The 18,738-nt window shown below is 43.8% G+C and carries 16 protein-coding genes and 1 rRNA gene; all 17 read right to left on the bottom strand.

The features are described 5' to 3' along the window. A 16S ribosomal RNA gene (locus G588_RS0110910) occupies window positions 1–210 on the bottom strand; the annotation flags it as partial. Between the two features lie 322 nt (window positions 211–532). After that, a complete protein-coding gene (locus G588_RS0110905) occupies window positions 533–1,408 on the bottom strand; it encodes a hypothetical protein (protein ID WP_022778774.1) in 876 nt (291 codons plus the stop codon). 19 nt (window positions 1,409–1,427) lie between these two features. Beyond that, window positions 1,428–2,948 (bottom strand): HAMP domain-containing sensor histidine kinase, encoded by a 1,521-nt coding sequence (locus G588_RS0110900; RefSeq protein ID WP_022778773.1) that lies wholly within the window; start codon window positions 2,946–2,948, stop codon window positions 1,428–1,430. Continuing rightward, window positions 2,929–3,612, bottom strand: a complete 684-nt coding sequence (locus G588_RS0110895) for a response regulator transcription factor (RefSeq protein ID WP_022778772.1) — start codon at window positions 3,610–3,612, stop codon at window positions 2,929–2,931. The genes G588_RS0110900 and G588_RS0110895 overlap by 20 nt, the downstream gene beginning before the upstream one ends. A gap of 18 nt (window positions 3,613–3,630) precedes the next feature. Next, window positions 3,631–4,239: a hypothetical protein gene (locus G588_RS21565; protein ID WP_022778771.1), complete on the bottom strand. Its 609-nt coding sequence runs from the start codon at window positions 4,237–4,239 to the stop codon at window positions 3,631–3,633. Beyond that, window positions 4,229–6,310, bottom strand: coding sequence for a glycogen debranching protein GlgX (glgX, locus tag G588_RS0110885; protein ID WP_051139936.1), 2,082 nt, complete (start codon window positions 6,308–6,310; stop codon window positions 4,229–4,231). The genes G588_RS21565 and glgX overlap by 11 nt, the downstream gene beginning before the upstream one ends. A gap of 226 nt (window positions 6,311–6,536) precedes the next feature. After that, a complete protein-coding gene (locus tag G588_RS0110880; protein WP_022778769.1) occupies window positions 6,537–7,949 on the bottom strand; it encodes an oxaloacetate decarboxylase subunit alpha in 1,413 nt (470 codons plus the stop codon). A 27-nt stretch (window positions 7,950–7,976) separates the two neighbouring features. After that, window positions 7,977–9,119 carry a sodium ion-translocating decarboxylase subunit beta gene (locus G588_RS0110875; RefSeq protein WP_022778768.1) on the bottom strand — a complete coding sequence of 381 codons (1,143 nt, stop codon included), beginning with the start codon at window positions 9,117–9,119 and terminating at the stop codon, window positions 7,977–7,979. Between the two features lie 53 nt (window positions 9,120–9,172). Further along, on the bottom strand, window positions 9,173–9,535 hold the full coding sequence (locus G588_RS0110870) for a biotin/lipoyl-containing protein (protein ID WP_022778767.1): 363 nt from the start codon (window positions 9,533–9,535) through the stop codon (window positions 9,173–9,175). Between the two features lie 45 nt (window positions 9,536–9,580). Beyond that, on the bottom strand, window positions 9,581–10,405 hold the full coding sequence (locus G588_RS21560) for an OadG family transporter subunit (protein WP_196804975.1): 825 nt from the start codon (window positions 10,403–10,405) through the stop codon (window positions 9,581–9,583). A gap of 18 nt (window positions 10,406–10,423) precedes the next feature. Next, window positions 10,424–11,854, bottom strand: a complete 1,431-nt coding sequence (locus G588_RS0110860; RefSeq protein WP_022778765.1) for an acyl-CoA carboxylase subunit beta — start codon at window positions 11,852–11,854, stop codon at window positions 10,424–10,426. A 167-nt stretch (window positions 11,855–12,021) separates the two neighbouring features. Continuing rightward, window positions 12,022–12,591 carry an SMC-Scp complex subunit ScpB gene (scpB, locus tag G588_RS0110855; RefSeq protein WP_022778764.1) on the bottom strand — a complete coding sequence of 190 codons (570 nt, stop codon included), beginning with the start codon at window positions 12,589–12,591 and terminating at the stop codon, window positions 12,022–12,024. Window positions 12,592–12,595: 4 nt separating this feature from the next. After that, window positions 12,596–13,345: a segregation and condensation protein A gene (locus tag G588_RS0110850; RefSeq protein ID WP_022778763.1), complete on the bottom strand. Its 750-nt coding sequence runs from the start codon at window positions 13,343–13,345 to the stop codon at window positions 12,596–12,598. A gap of 2 nt (window positions 13,346–13,347) precedes the next feature. Beyond that, window positions 13,348–14,211, bottom strand: coding sequence for a metallophosphoesterase (locus G588_RS0110845; protein ID WP_022778762.1), 864 nt, complete (start codon window positions 14,209–14,211; stop codon window positions 13,348–13,350). Between the two features lie 84 nt (window positions 14,212–14,295). Next, complete coding sequence (gene rpsU / locus G588_RS0110840; RefSeq protein ID WP_013280615.1) at window positions 14,296–14,472, bottom strand: 30S ribosomal protein S21; 177 nt, start codon at window positions 14,470–14,472, stop codon at window positions 14,296–14,298. Between the two features lie 160 nt (window positions 14,473–14,632). Then, window positions 14,633–17,287 carry an alanine--tRNA ligase gene (alaS, locus tag G588_RS0110835; RefSeq protein ID WP_022778761.1) on the bottom strand — a complete coding sequence of 885 codons (2,655 nt, stop codon included), beginning with the start codon at window positions 17,285–17,287 and terminating at the stop codon, window positions 14,633–14,635. Window positions 17,288–17,323: 36 nt separating this feature from the next. Beyond that, the gene (locus G588_RS0110830) at window positions 17,324–18,733 is read right to left on the bottom strand and encodes a glycine--tRNA ligase (protein ID WP_022778760.1); all 1,410 of its coding nucleotides are present in this window, start codon (window positions 18,731–18,733) and stop codon (window positions 17,324–17,326) included. Window positions 18,734–18,738: the final 5 nt, after the last annotated feature.

Below are 18,738 nucleotides of genomic sequence, written 5' to 3'. Positions count from 1 at the left end.
GCGACTCTGTGCGCTTATGCGGTATTATCAGTCGTTTCCAACTGCTATCCCCCAGTATGAGGCAGGTTGCCCACGCGTTACTCACCCGTCCGCCACTAACTTAAAACAAGAATCCGCCGAAGCCTCATCAGCGTCTTAAGTCCGTTCGACTTGCATGTGTTAGGCACGCCGCCAGCGTTCATCCTGAGCCAGGATCGAACTCTCACGTTTAAATGTTTTGTTCAATCCGGCCAGAACTAAAAGCTTGGCCTTATGTTCTGTCCGTTATTACTTTTGGTTTGTTAATTCTGAATAATTCTCTTGGAATTTTTCAGGGTTGCATTACTGTTTATTTGTCAAGGTTCAGGAGCCTAGAATCCGCTCCACTGCTGCATTTGCGGTGTTTCTTGTCCGCATCAGCAACGAATATAAATATATCACTGGGGCATACTAATGTCAACAACTTTTTTCAACTTTTTTTATTTTTTTAATAAATATAAGAAAGCATTAGAAAAGAGCCCTTTTCCAAGGGCTCTTAGTTCTATATATATGGTCACTTAAGATAAACAGTCTGCTCTTCATCACCTTCAGCAACAATCATTCCAAGGCTCTCTATATTGGTCGCCTCGTTCTCTCCAATCTGAGTCAGTACAACAAGACTCTCGTGTGCTCTTGAATCAATGGTTCCGACATATGAGGACAAGTCATTAGGCAGGAATGTAACTGAAGTATAACCAATATTCTTATCATTAAGCAGAACCTGGAATAGAAGGTTATACTTAATCATATTTACATCTTTGGCTGAATCCGAACCATTATAAAGGTCAAATCTAAGAACCAGAAGCTTCTTGCCCTTGTCGGCGTTTACCACGTAGCTCTTGGAGCTCTCAGGATAAGTGCTGGAAACCGAATATCCCTGATATGAAAGGAATAAATCCGATGATATCTCCTGGGATTGTTCGGAAGATAATGTAATTGCTTCCGGATGCTTAGGAGCATCACTTCCGGTATCACCGCCAGTATCGGTCGCAGAATTCTCTTCTCCTGCTGATGCAAGGTCTTCACCTGTCATAACATTTTCGTTGTTTTCTTCTTCGCTTGGATATTCAGTGCTTTCAACAGGAGCAGGTTCTACCTGAGCCGGTGCAGCTGGCGCCGGTGTAGTCTGCTTACTTTCAGTCTGTTCATTCTCAGCTTCCTTGGCTTCTTTTCTGGCCTGCCTCTCTCTGTTTTTCTGCTCCTCCTTGGCATCAATGTAGACAAGTCTTGACTGACCGTTATTGGAATACTTCATAAGAAGTACAACGGCATACTCAACAGTCTGATTATACTGTTCATCAGTAAGATCAGGAAAACTCTCGCCGCAGCCTGTAAGAATCAGGATGCTTCCTATGATGGCCAATAGCCCATAATACTTTTTCACCCTCATAAACCACCTCTTGTACGGTCTATTTAGTTTCAAGTTCAAAGTAAAATTCCACGCCGTTATCATAATTGACGACGCCATAAGCCTGATGCATGCCTTCCATAATGGCCTTAACAATAGAGAGTCCCACTCCGCTTCCGCCGTATTCTCTGGTTCTTGCCTTGTCAACCTTGTAAAATTTATCCCAGATATGTCCTATGCTTTCAGCAGGAATAGGCTTGCCAGTGTTAAACACCGATACTCTCACGTGATTATCATTGGTAAGAAGCTTAACTTCTATAATCTTATCCCCATCTATATGGTTTAATGCGTTGCTGTAGTAATTCTGAAGCACTTCCTCAATCTTAAATTCATCGCCCCAGACAAATATCGGACTGTAATCATCGAATTTTACAGTGACATCTTTTTTCTGAGCAAGAAGTTCTGCGGATTTAAGATAATTGCGAATCATGTCCACAATATCAAAGCGCTCCATATTGGCTGTTTCATTGCCAAATTCAAGCTGATTCAAGGTGAGCAGTTTTTTAACCATGATGTTCATCTTGGAGGCTTCATCCATGATTACCTCGCAGTAGAAATTCCTGCTCTCCTCATCATCGCTGACGCCTTCCTTGAGACCTTCTGCGTATCCCTGAATAAGTGCTATAGGAGTCTTTAGTTCATGAGATACATTGGATAAAAACTCCTTACGCATCTCATCAACCTCTTCCTTCCTCGCAATATCACGCTTCAGCGCCACGTTGGCATTCTTGAGTTCCTTGATTGTTGATTCAAGGGTCTCGGACAGTTCATTCATGTTCTCGCCAAGAACATCGATCTCATTATGTGAAGTACCGTCATTTTCATACTTTGCTTCGAAATTCAGCTTCTTCATCTCATCGGAAATGAGATAGAGCTTTTTGATGGGATCAGTAAACTTTTTGGAAATATAGAGGATCATTATGGAACCGGTAACTACTGCCATTACTCCGACGTAAGCCATGAAAGTATTGGAAATCATGACACTGTCCTTAATACTCTCCATGGTTGATCTTACAAGTACCAAATGTCCGTTTCCGACAATTCCCCACATCTCAAGATATTGTCTGCCGGTAGACTTATCCTCTTCAAGCTGAAGCGTATAATCGTCTCCAATATCCAAAATAGTCTTGTTCTCAATGACATAACCACCATTTACGGGATTGAGCATGTTTTCCCATAAAATCTTAGTCAGCATCTCCGCATTATTGGCCGATGCTTTGACTGTCTTGGAATCCGCATCGAGAACGATCATCTCAATGTTGTATCTCTCACAGATATGTGTAATTTCAATATCGAACTCATCGGATGTGATATCACCGTTATTTATGGCAGTAGCTATGCTTCTATAGGCTTCGATGATAGCCTCTCTCTTATTCTGTACATAGAACCTTTCCATGAAAAGAAGGTTGATTACAAGACAAAGTGCAAAGGTTCCTATCATTATAAGAAGGAAAGCCATGCTCATTTCGAAGCGTATCGAACGGGTCTTATCCGTGTTCGGATTACTTGTCGATTTCTTCAAACTTATACCCCATTCCCCAGATAGTCTTGATCATGTCTCCCTTAGGTCCAAGCTTACCGCGCAGTTTTTTAACATGGGTATCTATTGTTCTGGCATCTCCGAAATAATCATAATTCCAAACATTATTCAGTATCTTTTCTCGTGAAAGAGCAACGCCCTTATTTTCAAAGAAGAATGACAGAAGTTCAAATTCCTTGTAGCTAAGTTCAACTTCCTTACCATCCACCGCAACGCTGTGAGCCACCTTATTAACTACGATGCCGCCCACCTCCATAACCTGGTTGTTAAGAGCCTGATTGGTTCTTCTGAGAATGGCCGATACTCTGGCCGCAAGAATCTTGGGGCTGAAGGGCTTGGAAATATACTCATCGACACCCAGTTCGAAGCCCAGAAGCTCATCTCTTTCCTCAGCCTTGGCTGTGAGCATGATGATAGGAACCTTGGAATTGCTCCTGATCTCCCTGCAGACCTCCCAGCCATCCCTCTTGGGCATCATAACATCTAATATAATAAGCGCTATATCCTTGTCGTCATAGAACAGATCAAGAGCCTGCTGGCCATCCTCTGCTTCCAGAACCAGATATCCGTCTTTTACCAAAAAGTCTTTAACGAGTTTGCGCATTCTGCTCTCGTCATCAACTACCAGAATTTTCAGATCTTCCATTAAAGTAATTCCTCCTAGCTAATTGCTATCTGTATCCTCATAATAACTTGATGTATCCTCGATGCCAAGTCTTTTTTCAGCTTCCCTTACTTTCTTTTCGCGTTCTTTAAGGTCCTGCTCCCATGAGGCATAGCGATTGGTCACATTTCGCCTGTAATTAATTATATTATCACTTTCACTGGTTACTGTAATCAAAAACATCACTATTACTAGAATAGTTAAAATAGCACTCAAAACTATAGGAAAAACTCTTTTGAATTCAAGGCTGTTTTTCTTCTTTTCCGGTTTGATCCGCTGCCTTACGGACAGGTTCTCCATGGCAGAATGCCTTGTAATTGTTACGCCAAGCGGAATAGGAATAAGGTCATCTTCCTTATAGCCGCTCTCTATAAGCTTGGCTCTGAGGTTTGCAAGATACCCCCAGCCTAGGGGTGTCTTAAAGATCTTATTTTCAATTGCCTTTTCATAAACAGCTTTTATATCCTGAGGCCTTGTTGCCTTGGCACGGGTATTAAGGAGCTTGATCTTATTCAGATCCATAGCTCCCTTTTGGGCGTCAATTTCTGTCATGAACTCATAACCGCCGACTATCAAATTGTTACCCTTTGATTTATCATCAGTTGCCATATTCTGCTCCGTACGACGCAATGAATACGCTGACACTTCTGGCCTTCATGGTTTTATTTCTCCAGGTAAGGGGTTTGGGTCTGTTGTAAAAATATTTGCCGGATTCGTCACCTGTATCTACACAGAGAGACCAATAAGCTCCTTCCGGAGGATTGGGCAGCATAATCTGTATATCTTCCCAAAAAGCATTTATTGCAAGATATACAATGTCATCATGGCCCTTTCTCTTGATATAGCCTGCAAATCTTACGCATACCACCTTGGAATCTCCGGTAATATTTCCGTTATCCGGATTCTCGGTATGAACTGAAATATGGGGATATCCGCACTCTGCAGGTCTAAGGTCCTTTCTGATGCAAGGATGCTTTCTTCTGAACTGAATCATGTTTCTGTAAAAATCAAAGAACTCTTTATTTTTGTCCAGAAGCTTCCAGTCGAGCCAGGAAATCTGATTATCCTGGCAGTATGCATTATTATTTCCAAACTGAGTGTTGCCAAATTCATCTCCGGCATATATCATCGGAGTTCCTCTGCTGCACATAAGTACAGCAATGGCATTTCTCATCATTCTGAAACGAAGATCCATTATTCCCGGATCATCGGTCTCACCTTCAACGCCACAATTCCAGCTCCTGTTATCGTTGGCTCCGTCTGTGTTATTCCATCCGTTGTCTTCATTATGCTTGCCATTATATGAGTACAGATCGTGAAGCGTAAATCCATCGTGGCAAGTAATGAAGTTAATAGAAGACTCATATCCAAGATATGCTCCGCCGTACAGATCAAGTGAACCTGTAATTCTGCGCACGGCATCCGGTGCAGACCAGATATCTCCCTTAAGGAAAGATCTGATATCATCTCTGTACTTACCGTTCCACTCAGCCCAACGCTTCCAAGCCGGGAAATTACCTACCTGATACATTCCACCTGCATCCCAGGCCTCAGCAATCAGCTTGACATTTCCAAGAATCGGGTCATACGCAAGTCGCTGAATAAGAGGCGGCCTTTCCATTGGAGATCCGTCCTGATCTCTTCCAAGGATACTTGCAAGATCGAATCTGAATCCGTCAACTCTGTATTCTTCAACCCAATATCTCAGGCATTCAACAATAAATTCCTGAACAATAGGATGATTACAGTTCATTGTGTTGCCGCATCCGCTAAAATTGTAGTACTGTCCGTAAGGAGTAAGCAAATAATAGATATTGTTGTCAAAGCCCTTAAATGATATAAAAGGACCGTTCTCGTTTCCTTCAGCAGTATGATTGAATACAACGTCAAGAATAACCTCTATTCCGTTATCCTTAAGCGTTTTGATCATGTGCTTAAGTTCAACGCCCTCTTTGTTGTACTCTGTCTGAGAAGCGTAGCTTGTATTGGGGGCAAAAAAGCTTATTGTGTTATATCCCCAGTAATCAAGAAGCGTTCTTCCGTTTACTTCTCTCTTATCCCTAGTCTCGTCAAACTCAAAAATAGGCATGAGCTCAACGGCTGTAATACCAAGTCTCTTAAGATAGTCCACCTTCTCCTTGATTCCCTCGAAGGTACCTCTGCAGTGTACATTAGAGGACTCATCCATGGTGAAGCCTCTTACATGCATCTCATAGATAACTGAATCACACATGGGAATATTAAGGCTGTTGGTGTCGTTCCATTCAAAGTTATTTCGCACAACTCTGGCTCTGTAGGCGCCGTCCCTGTTTGGCCTCTGTCCCCAGATTCTCTGGCCTGAAACAGCCTTGGCGTAAGGGTCCAGAAGTACATGATTCTTGTCAAACAATAGGCCCTTTTCGGGATCCCAGGGTCCATCCACGCTATAGCAGTATTCAAGATTCTCAATATCAAGTCCGAATACAATCATGGAATAGACCTTACCAATCCTATAACTTTGAGGAAAAGGAATAGTGGCAAAAGGCCTACTCTCTCCACGATTATATAGTAGCAAGGTAATTGACGTTGCTCCGTTTGAATTGATGGTAAAGTTAACACCATCAGTAAGCATGGTCGCACCATAAATATTGTACATACCGGGTCTTATTCTGAACCCGTTACATACATCTAAGGCCAGCATCTGTCTGTTAAGATCGCCTTTTCTAAGCTCTCTGCCCTGACGCTCGCCTATTTCTACATGTTTTCTTATTTGTCTGTGCCTTCTATACTTATCCATAGTATAATTTTATCACAATTGATGTTCTCAAATATTAAAAAAAGATGATATTTTGTTTATGAAACATACAAAATATCATCTTTTTATTTTATTTTCGATTTAATTTATACAAATCGTATAAGTTGCTATATTACACAGGATACGCACCATTCTTGGTATCTGCAGCAGTTACGTCAACCTTGTCCTGCTGTGCCATACGATACTTGAAGAAGTCTGTAGCAACCTGTGGGAAGAGAGCGTATGAAAGAACGTCTTCATCCTGCTGCTTCCACTGTGCAACCTGCTCTTCGAACTTCTTAAGTCCGGGCTCAAGCTTATCTGCAGGTCTGCAGGTAATAACCTCTCTGTCGCCGATGATCTTCTTCTGAACTTCGGGGTTGAAAGGCTTGATTGTCTTACCATATTCTCCGGCAAGAAGATCCTTGGTCTGGTCAGTAGCAACCTTGTATCTCTCACCCATAAGAACGTTCATAACAGCCTGTGTTCCAACGATCTGTGATGAAGGAGTAACAAGCGGAGGCTCACCGAAGTCCTTACGAACCTGAGGAATCTCCTCAAGCACTGTGTTGTACTTGTCGCTTGCGTTCTGCTCCTTGAGCTGGCTAACCATGTTGGAAAGCATACCGCCGGGAACCTGATACATAAGAGTCTTGATGTTAACACCAAGAACCTTGGCATCCATAAGTCCGCTCTTTAAGCACTCTTCTCTGTAAGGTCTGAAGTGATCTGCGATCTTAGCAAGAATCTTCTGGTCAAGACCTGTCTCAAAAGGCTGTCCCTTGAAGGCTTCTACCATAACCTCGGTAGCGGGCTGTGAAGTTCCGAGAGCGAAAGGTGAAATTGCGCAGTCGATGATATCAACACCGGCCTCAGCTGCCTTCATGTATGTCATACTGGCAACACCTGATGTGTAGTGAGTATGAAGGTCGATAGGAAGCTTGGTTGCGCTCTTAAGGGCCTTAACAAGCTTCTCTGCCTCGTAAGGAAGAAGAAGTCCTGCCATATCCTTGATACAGATTGAATCTGCGCCCATTGCCTCGATATCTTTGGCAATGTTCATCCAATAATCAAGTGTATATGCATCACCAAGGGTGTATGCAAGAGCGATCTGAGCATGTCCGCCCTCTTTCTTACAAGCCTTAACAGATGCCTCAAGGTTTCTAAGGTCGTTAAGACAGTCAAAGATTCTGATAATATCGATACCGTTTGCGATAGACTTCTGTACGAAGTACTCTACAACGTCATCGGGATAGTGCTTGTAACCAAGGATGTTCTGTCCACGAAGGAGCATCTGAAGCTTGGTATTCTTGAAGCCGTCTCTGAGCTTACGAAGTCTCTCCCAGGGATCTTCCTTAAGGAATCTCATGCAGGAATCGAATGTAGCTCCGCCCCAGCACTCTACTGCGTTATATCCGACTTTATCCATTGTATCAATGATCGGAAGCATAACCTCTGTAGGCATTCTTGTAGCGATCAGTGACTGATGCGCATCACGGAGAACGGTCTCATTGATACGAACAGGTTTTTTCTGTATATCTGCCATTTCTTTATTTTCCTTTCATAAAAGATTTTATACACCAAATACTGCCATGAATGTACCAGCAACTACTGCGGTACCGATAACTCCTGCAACATTAGGTCCCATAGCATGCATGAGCAGGAAGTTGGAAGGATCATACTCCGCACCAACCTTCTGTGAAACACGGGCTGCCATAGGAACGGCAGATACGCCTGCTGAACCGATAAGAGGATTGATCTTTCCTCCGGTGATCAAACATAAGAGTTTACCAAGCAAACAACCTGCTGCAGTACCGAAAGCAAAAGCTATAAGTCCAAGTACAACGATGATAAGTGTTGTCTTGTTAAGGAAAGCCTCAGCACTTGTTGTAGCACCTACTGATGTTCCAAGAAGGATAACTACGATGTACATAAGTGCGTTGGAAGCTGTTTCCTGAAGCTGACGAACTACTCCTGACTCTCTGAAAAGATTTCCGAGCATCAGCATACCGATAAGGGGTGCTGTTGTAGGAAGAATCATACTAACAACGATAGTAACGATTACAGGAAAGAGAATCTTCTCCAGCTTGGATACTTCTCTAAGCTGCTGCATTCTGATGGTTCTCTCCTTCTGTGTTGTAAGAAACTTCATAATAGGCGGCTGAATCATAGGAACCAGAGCCATATAGGAGTAAGCTGCAACGGCGATAGGTCCTAAAATTGATGTCTGATGAAGTTTGGATGCAAGGAAAATAGATGTAGGTCCGTCTGCACCACCGATGATTGAAACAGCTGCGGCCTGCTTGTCATTAAAGCCGAAGAAAATGGCCATAAAGTAAGCAGAAAAAATACCGAACTGAGCACCTGCTCCCATAAGGAAGCTGATGGGGTTGGCAATAAGGGGACCAAAGTCTGTCATGGCTCCTACACCAAGGAAGATAAGTGAAGGAAGGATAGCCCATTCATCAAGGATGTAGAAATAATGAAGGAGTCCGCCTGCTGCATCACCTACCGGCTTAGCCATGATATCAGGATAAATATTTACAAGAAGCATACCAAATGAAATTGGTACCAAAAGCAAAGGCTCAAATCCTTTGGCAATAGCAAGATATAAGAAAATCAGCGCCACAACAACCATGATATAGTTACCGGGTGTCATTGTGGTAAATGCTGTTTGCTGCCAGAGATTTGATAATGTATTAACTATGTAATCCATTTTCTATCCTCATTTCTTAGTTTAATAATCGTGAATAGTTCTCTGACAAATAATTAGTTAAGAGTTGCAAGAACTGTTCCTGCCTCAACGGGATCACCGGCTGCAACATCAACACTTGCTACTGTTCCGTCTGCAGGAGCAACCATAGGAATCTCCATCTTCATGGACTCGATGGTTACAACTGTGTCACCCTTCTTAACAGACTGGCCAACGTTGGCGTTGATCTTAAGAACCTTACCTGCTGCACCGGCCTCAACCTTGATACTGCCTGCGCCTGCGCTTGTCTTCTTAGCGGGAGCTGCGGGAGCCTTAACGGCGGGAGCTGCTGCTCTGGCAGGAGCTGCGCCTGTGCTCTGTCCCTCTTCTACTGTTACATCATATACGTTTCCGTTAACGGTTATTGTATAATTCTTCATTGTGTCTCCTTTCAAAATTAGAAGCATGCCATAGCGATGCCTTTATCAATTATTTTTCCAATTTGTATTTCTCTTTCTGATGGATCTTACAACAAAGCCATCAGTTCCACCGCTACCTTCATAAGCAGCTATAGCGGCTGCAATTACGGCTACCAGCTCAGCATCATTTGTAAGTTCTTCCTGCTCTGCAATCTGGTTGGTCGCATTGTCCATTGCCTTCTGGGTGATTTCCTTATCGCTCTCTTTCTTCTTTTTGCCACCGCCGATAAACAACGGGAAGAGTGAAATAATAAGGGAAATGATTATGAGGATGGCGAAGGCCATTCCCATACCCAAAAGGGTATTAAGTCCGGCATTTCCTAACTTCTCCGGGGTAGACTTGTTAACCGTTACACCGATATCAGTAGGCTGACCGTTATTCTTGAAATACATCTCCATATTGGCTGTATGTGTTGTGCCTGTAAGTTCACTCTGGGCAACAAGAACACCGTCGCTGTTAATATAGAACTTGGTGTCGGTAACACTGATGTCTCCCTGCAATGTCTCAAGATTGGAATAACCAAGCTCTTCAACTGCCTTGCACCAGCTGTCATAGCCCTTGTAGATTACCTCGTAGTAATCATCGCCGTAACCGGCAAGGGAAAAGTACATTTTCTCTTCGAAGTTCTGTGGTGTGATTCCCTGTAAGTACCAGTTCTCAAACCACTGATCCTCAACTGTTGTGGCGAAGGCTCTTAAATTCTCGACATTAAAGGTTTCAGCCTGATATCTGCTTCCTTCAACGGAATTATAATTAATCTCCTGCCCGCAGGCTGTAAGACCAAGAAGGCAGCTGAGCATAACGCCCAAAACTAAAAGTTTACTTTTCATTCTGAGTGCTCCCTTCATTTATACTGTGCCATGTTTTTTGGCAGGACGCTCATCTCTTTTTGTAAAAAGCATTTCAAATGCTCCGATTACGTATTTTCTGGTATCCGCAGGCTCGATGATCTCGTCTACGTATCCTCTTGCAGCTGCGCTCTTAACATTGTTCTGAAGAGCAGCGTACTCGGAAGCTGTCTTGGAAACAGTCTCTGCATCCTTGCCGTCAGCAATGATCTTGGCTGCAAGACCTGCATCCATGGTTCCGATCTGAGCATCAGGCCAGCTGATGGTAACATCTGCTCCAAGAGCCTTGGAGTTCATGATAACGTAAGCTGATCCGAAAGCCTTACCTGTGATAAGGTTAACCTTAGGTACTGTCGCATTGGCAAGTGCATAAACAAGTCTGCCTGCAGCCTTAGCAACATGCTTCTCATCACATCTGGTTGAGCCGAAGCCTGTAGCATTGTTAAGTGTAAGAACAGGAATATCAAAAGCATCGCAGAAATTAACAAACTCTGCAGCCTTCTCGCATCCGTGTCCTGTAAGCTTGTCCTCAAACTTCTCAGCCTCTTTGCCGTTCTCGTCAAAAATAGCTGTACGGTTACCTACAAGTCCTACTGTAGCACCGTTAAGCTTGATGAAGCCTGTAACCATCTCTTTAGCATACGCTCTCTTTGTCTCGAAGAATACGCCGTTGTCTGAGATCTGTGAAGCAACAAGTGCAGGATCTGCAGCACAGCCGTCAAGGTTCTCGCAGGCTCTGTTAAGATCGTCAGAGCACTCCTCGTAAGAATCACCATCTTCGTTGTTGGAAGGAAGAAGCGAAACGAGCTCTCTGATCTGTGCGTATACAGTAGCCTCGTCAGCAACAACATCTACGTTGCCAGTCTCGGCTGACTGCCACTTGGCACTTGAAGTGTCACATTTCTCTTTATAATTGCCCTCAAGGACATTAGGTGAATTAACAAAGAGTTTTGCCTTGTCAGATTCCATGAATGTGAAGTCAGTGATTGAAGGAATCAGTGCAAGTCCTCCACCACAGTTTCCGAATACGGCTGTGATCTGAGGAACTACGCCGGAAGCCTCCACCTGCTTAAGATAGATTTCACCGAATGCATTAAGTGCATCGGCTCCTTCCTGAAGACGAAGTCCTGCTGAATCGATAAGACCGATTACAGGAGATCCTGTCTTGATAGCCAGTTCATACAGGCGAACGATCTTCTTGGCATGCATTTCACCAATAGATCCGCCAAGAACTGACGAATCCTGGCTGTAAACATATACCAGGTTACCGTCGATAACACCATATCCGGTAACAACGCCGTCAGATGGTGTTTCTTCCTGTTTCAGATTGAAATCTGTGCTTCTTGCAGTCACAAGGGCGCCAATTTCAACGAAACTGTTTTCATCGAGCAAAGCATTAATTCTCTGACTCGCTTGTGAAGAACTACTCATTTGTTTAACCTCCGTGAAAAAATTGATGTATTATTCAGAGCTGAGACTCGGAATAGTCGCAAATTTCGCAACATAAGTCAGAATATAGTATACCACACTTGTGGGCAAAAAAAAGCGAGAATACAGAAAAAATTCAGTATTCTCACATATTTTTAAGTTTTTGTATCTTAAATATCCAGTTTTAAGTTAACTTCTTCTTCAGCTTGTGCCTTGAACTCCTCTACCTGCACGGTTCCGATGAATGGAAGCTCCTCAAGGGACTTAACGCCAAAGCTTCTCAAAAACTCCTCTGTAGTTCCGAAAAGAAGGGGTCTTCCCGGCGCATCCAATCTGCCAAGTTCCTGAACCAGTCCGAATTCCACAAGTCTGTTCACGGCATGATCTGAATTTACACCTCTTATCTTCTCTACTTCCAACCTGGTAATAGGCTGCTTGTAGGCTATTATCGACAGCGTCTCCATAAGCGAATCCGTTAGTACCGCCTTCTTAGGAGCTTTTGCAATTTTAACCAGGTATTCATACATTTCTTTTCTGGTGCACAGCTGCACTGATTTCTCAAGCTCAATGATACCGATACCGCTGTCGGTTCTTTCATATTTTTCCTTAAGATACTGAACGTATTTCTTGATCTCTTTTACATCTGTCCCGATGGCCTTGGCAAGGGCACTAAGCTCGACAGAATCCCCCATTGTAAACAGAATAGCCTCAACTACGGCTGCTCCCTCTTCTATTATCATATTCTCAGCTTGCCTTTCTTGATGTGATTATGATATCGCCGAAGGTGGTCTCCTGCTCTATCTCTATTTCTCCCAGCTTGATCTCCTCCAGCATAACGAGGAATGTTACGATAATCTCATTCTTGCTGTGCTGCTTCTCAAGGAGCTGTCTGAAGCTGAATCTGGTATGCTCACGGATATAGGCCTTAACATACAGATACTTGGCATCCATATCGACTTCTTCCTTCTCGATATTGCCGAATTTGCTTCTGATGGGATCCACCTTGTCTTCCTGTCTCTTTAAAAGCTCCTGAAAAATAGAATTGAGCTTGTTCAGAGTAGCATCACCGATAAGATCCTCCAGATTGACCGGTGCCTCATAGTCCCTGACTTCCTTGGGAATATTTTTGGTGCGGTACCAGGAAAGTCCTGCGTCCATCTGCCTGTCTTTGAGCTCATAAGCCATGTATTTGTACATCTTATACTCAAGAAGTTTCTCAACAAGCTCGGCTCTTGGATCCTCTTCCTCTCCTTCTTCATTGACTTCCTTGGGAAGGAGCATTTTGCATTTGATATCAATAAGCGTGGCTGCCATAACAAGAAATTCGCTTGTTACTTCCATATCCTCTTTCTGCATGGCACCGATGTACTGCATATACTGCTCAGTGATGGTAAAAATCGGAATATCATAGATATCTATCTGGTTTTTATCGATCAGGTGCAAAAGAAGGTCCAAGGGGCCTTCAAACACCTGAAGCTTAACTTCAAGTGACATTGTTATCTCCCACAAATCTTGATCACACATACCTCCCCGGGGTTAAACATTCTGACATGAATGCTGTGAGTTCCGAGTCCCCGGCTTAAAACCATGTATTTACCTTTTCGCTCAAATAGGCCGCCATCGTACTTTGGGAAAAGAGCGATTGCCGGTGAGATCACACCTCCCAATACAGGAAGTCTTATGATACCACCGTGAACATGTCCGGCCACCGTAAGATCCGCGCCCCAGTCACTGTATTCAGGAAAATACTGAGGGTTATGTGCTATAAGAACCTGAAAAGCATCTCTGTCAGAGTCTCCGAGAAGTCTTGAAATATGCCCGGGTTCCATATCTTTTTTGATCACTTTTTTAAAATATTCATAGCTAAGATCCAAGCCTGAAATGCGAATATTCTTCTCAGGAATGGATATGCTGTCATTTTCAATGGTATGTACTCCGGCTCTTTGGAGCGCGCTTCTATACCTGTCAAAGAGGTTGCCGTACTGCACGGTTGAAGTCTTGATCCTGCGCTCGTGGTTACCGTTCCCGGCATATACCGGAAAATCTCCGGCAAGAGCTGTGAGCACATGAAGGCCGGCCTCATACCGGATCTTCCCACAGGCTTCGTGAGCGGTAAACATGTCTCCGGCGCAGAGAACAGCATCAGGCTTAATATCCCTGACTGCCTTTATAAGCCTCTCATTATTGGGGCCGAAGGTATATCCATGAAGATCTGAAAGCAGAACAAAAGTAAACTCACCATCAATCTTGTCTGTTTCAATCTCATAATTTCTGACAACAAAACTATGAGTATCATGATAAATAACGGCAATCGAAAGCACTATGATTATTATTACGGCAATAATTATATAAATCCACATACGAATATTATTCTAACACAAATAAGTGATTGAAAGGAATAAAAAAGAGCCTATGGCATAAGCCAAAGACTCTTTTTAGTTAAATTAGTTATATTTGCGCTTTCTTGCTGCCTCAGACTTTTTCTTGCGTCGTACGCTTGGCTTCTCGTAGTGCTCTCTCTTACGGATCTCCTGCTGAATACCAGCTTTTGCGCAGCTTCTCTTAAAACGACGCAGCGCGCTATCCAAAGTCTCGTTTTCTTTTACTACTACAGTTGACATCTCTACTCTTACCCTCCCTTCAGTCCCTTCAAGTACATGACTGATTGGGTTATTTATTATGCTTAAACTGAGCCATTAAGCTCACATAACATGAATAATTATATCACAATTATCATGCACGTCAAGCGTTATTTTGCATTTTTTATTACAAAAATATATATCAGCCGATCTGGCTCTCGAGAACCTTCTCTGCTTCTGCTATTGCGTCGGCTATACCTGCGGGATTCTTTCCTCCGGCCTGAGCCATGTTGGGACGTCCGCCGCCGCCACCGCCAACCTTGGGTGCGATTGCCTTAACAAGATTACCTGCATGTGCTCCCTTGACCATAGCGCCATCGGTTGCCATGGTTACAAGATTAACCTTGCCATCAGCCTCTGAAATAAGGACAACTACGCCCTCACCAAGCTTGGTCTTCATCTGATCTCCAAGATCACGAAGTCCATTCATGTCAACACCCTTAACGGATGTAGCAAGAAGCTTAACTCCCTTGACCTCTTTAACCTGGTCCATAACGTCTCCGAGAGCTGCCTGAGCCTCTTTGCTCTTAAGGGACTCATTCTCGCTTCTGAGAGACTTGAGCTCTTCCTGAAGCTTCTTGATCTGAGCCACAAGATCTGCAGGTGTTGTCTTAAGGGTCTTGGCAGCCTCTCCAAGGTTAGCCTCAACACCTCTGTAATACTCTCTTGCATTGTCGCCGGTAAGTGCTTCGATACGACGAACGCCGGCAGCAACACCGCTTTCTGAGAGGATCTTGAAAAGTCCGATGTGGCTTGTATTGGCAACATGGGTACCACCGCACAGCTCGATTGAGAAGTCGCCCATGTTTACTACTCTTACTGTTTCTCCGTATTTCTCACCAAAAAGAGCCATTGCTCCGGTCTTCTTGGCTTCTTCGATAGACATTTCCTTGGTAACTACAGGAAGTGCCTCAAGGATCTTAGCATTAACGATTGCCTCAACCTTAGCAATCTCGTCAGCAGTCATAGCCTGATGATAGCTGAAGTCAAATCTTGTTTTGTCAGGATCCTGATATGAACCGGCCTGCTCTACTCCATCACCGAGAACCTGCTGAAGAGCCTTCTGAAGAAGGTGAGTTGCTGAGTGATTGCGGCAGGTCTTAGCTCTGTTCTCTGCATCTACTTTAAGAGATACGCTGTCAGAAGTCTTGAAGCTTCCGCTTACAACCTTACCAACATGAGCTGTTCTTCCGCCTGCTACTTTAACAGCCTCAGCAACTTCAAATCTTGCTCCGTTCTGGCCAAGGATCTCACCGATATCACCTACCTGGCCACCCATAGTGCCATAGAAGGTTGTTCTGTCAGTGATGATTGTTCCCTGCTGACCCTCTGTAAGCTCATCTGTAAGAGCCTCAGCGCCTGCCATGGCAACTACCTTGCCGTCGCAGCCCAGTGCATCATATCCAAGGAATTCTACAGTTACAGATTCCTCAAGGCTATCAAATACACCCTTGCCTGCTTCGAGGTTAGCTGAGAAGTTCTGATTCTCTCTGGCCTTCTGCTTCTGTTCTTCCATGGAAGCCTTGAAGCCTTCCTCATCAACTGTAAGTCCTTCTTCCTCTGCCAGCTCAGCTGTGAGCTCTACAGGGAATCCAAATGTATCATAAAGGAAGAATGCATCCTTACCCTCAATCTGCTTCTTGCCTGCTGCTGAAGTAGCATCAAGGATCTTTTTGAACTCCTTCATACCATTTTCAAGAGTGGACTCAAAACGTGTGATCTCTCTCTCAAGCTCGGTAAGAACAAATTTCTGATTCTTGTTAAGGTGCTCATAGCTCTCTTTGTACTCATCGATATAGATCTGAGCAACGCCAAGAATCTGCTGCTTGTTAAGTCCGAGAGTTCTTGCATGTCTTACAGCTCTTCTGATAAGTCTTCTGAGAATATAACCGGCTCCTGTGTTGGAAGGAAGAAGCTTAGCCTCATCGCCGATAAGCATTACGGAAGTACGTGTGTGGTCAGCAAGAATTCTCATGGATCTTGTGGTCTTCTCATCTGACTCATATTTAATTCCGCTCTCCTTTTCGATATATGCGATTACAGGTGCGTGAAGATCGATCTTGTAAACATCATCTACACCGTTAAGGAAAGCAAGAATTCTCTCAAGTCCCCAACCTGTATCAACGTTCTTCTGTGAAAGAGGTGTGAGATGGCCGTCATGATGCTTCTCATACTGCATGAAAACATCGTTACCGATCTCAGTATACTTACCGCAGTGGCAGCCGGGACCACAGTCAGGACCGCAATCCGGAACATCCTTAACATAGAACATCTCACTGTCGGGACCGCAGGGACCATATTCAAGTCCCCACCAGTTATCCTCAGCTGGAAGATAATATATATTCTCGGGCTTAAAGCCTGATTCAATACGATATTTAGCGCCTTCCTCATCTCTTGGAGCATTCTCATCTCCTGCAAAAACTGTTGCTGCAAGATGATCAGCATCGAATCCAAAAAGCTGAGTAAGAAGCTCAAAACTCCACTGGCATCTTTCCTTCTTGAAGTAATCGCCAAGAGACCAGCTACCCATCATCTCAAAGAAAGTACCATGGCTCTTATCACCTACGGAATCAATATCGTTGGTACGAACACATCCCTGAACGTTGCAAAGTCTTGTTCCCATAGGATGCTTCTTACCAAGAAGATAAGGCATAAGAGGCTGCATTCCTGCAACGTTGAACATAACACCTGTGGATCCGTCGGACACAAGTGAAACAGCGCCGCAATCAACATGTCCACGATCTATATAGAACTGTTTCCAGGCCTTACGCAGTTCATTAGCTGTAAATTGTTTCATTTCAATTCTCCTTAAATATCTACTACTTATATCACTTTAGAAAGTGAACTTATCTGCAAAGAATGCATCGAGCTCATCGATGGCGATTCTCTCCTGCTCCATGCTGTCTCTGAATCTTACGGTAACCTTGTTATCTGTCTCTGAATCAAAGTCATAGGTTACGCAGAAAGGAGTTCCGATCTCATCCTGACGACGATATCTCTTACCGATGTTTCCACGATCATCAAACTCGCAGTTGTACTTCTTGGAAAGCTGAGCATAAATCTTCTCTGCGCCTTCGTTGAGCTTCTTGGAAAGAGGAAGAATACCGATCTTAACAGGAGCAAGTGCGGGATGGAATCTAAGCACAGTTCTCATATCGGGAGCCTCTTCTGTTCCAAGGTTCTCCTCATCATAAGCCTCACAAAGGAATGCAAGAACTACACGGTCTGCACCAAGTGAAGGTTCAACGACATAAGGGATATATTTCTCCTTAGACTCGTCATCAAAGTAATCCATAGGCTCACCAGATGTCTCCTGATGTCTTGTAAGGTCATAATCTGTTCTTGAAGCAATACCCCAAAGCTCACCCCAGTCAGTGAATGGGAATGCATATTCGATATCTGTTGTATGATCACTGTAGAAGGAAAGCTCCTCAGGGTCATGGTCACGAAGGCGAAGATTCTCTTCTTTAATTCCAAGAGAAAGAAGCCACTCATAACATGTTTTTCTCCAATACTCGAACCACTCTGTCTGTGTTCCGGGCTTGCAGAAGAATTCAAGCTCCATCTGCTCAAACTCTCTTGTACGGAATGTGAAGTTTCCGGGTGTGATCTCGTTACGGAAGCTCTTACCGATCTGGCAAATGCCAAAAGGTATCTTCTTACGTGATGTACGCTGAACATTCTTGAAGTTAACGAAAATACCCTGAGCGGTCTCGGGACGAAGATAAACTGTATCCTTGGCATCCTCAGTTACACCCTGGAATGTCTTGAACATAAGGTTGAACTCTCTGATGGGAGTAAAATCATGCTTACCGCATGAAGGGCAGGGAACACTGTGCTCCTTGATGAAGTTCTCCATCTCCTCGTGTGACCAGCCGTCAACAGAAGTCTCAAGCTTAATTCCGTTCTCTGCAGCAAAATCCTCAATGATCTTATCTGCTCTGAATCTCTCATGGCACTCTCTGCAATCCATAAGAGGATCTGAAAATCCGCCAAGATGTCCTGAAGCGATCCATGTCTGAGGGTTCATAAGGATAGCACAGTCAACACCTACATTGTATGGATTCTCCTGTACAAACTTCTGCCACCATGCCTTCTTAACATTATTCTTGAACTCAACACCCAGATTACCGTAATCCCATGTATTGGCCAGTCCGCCATAGATTTCACTTCCGGGATAGATGAATCCTCTACCCTTCGCAAGTGCAACTATTTTGTCCATTGTCTTAGCTGATTTCTCCATACTTC

It is taken from the genome of Butyrivibrio sp. AE3009 (assembly GCF_000420845.1).
GTDB lineage: Bacteria > Bacillota > Clostridia > Lachnospirales > Lachnospiraceae > Butyrivibrio.
The sequence above is the reverse complement of the archived record's forward strand: the minus strand, read 5'-3'. Positions and strand labels throughout refer to the sequence as shown.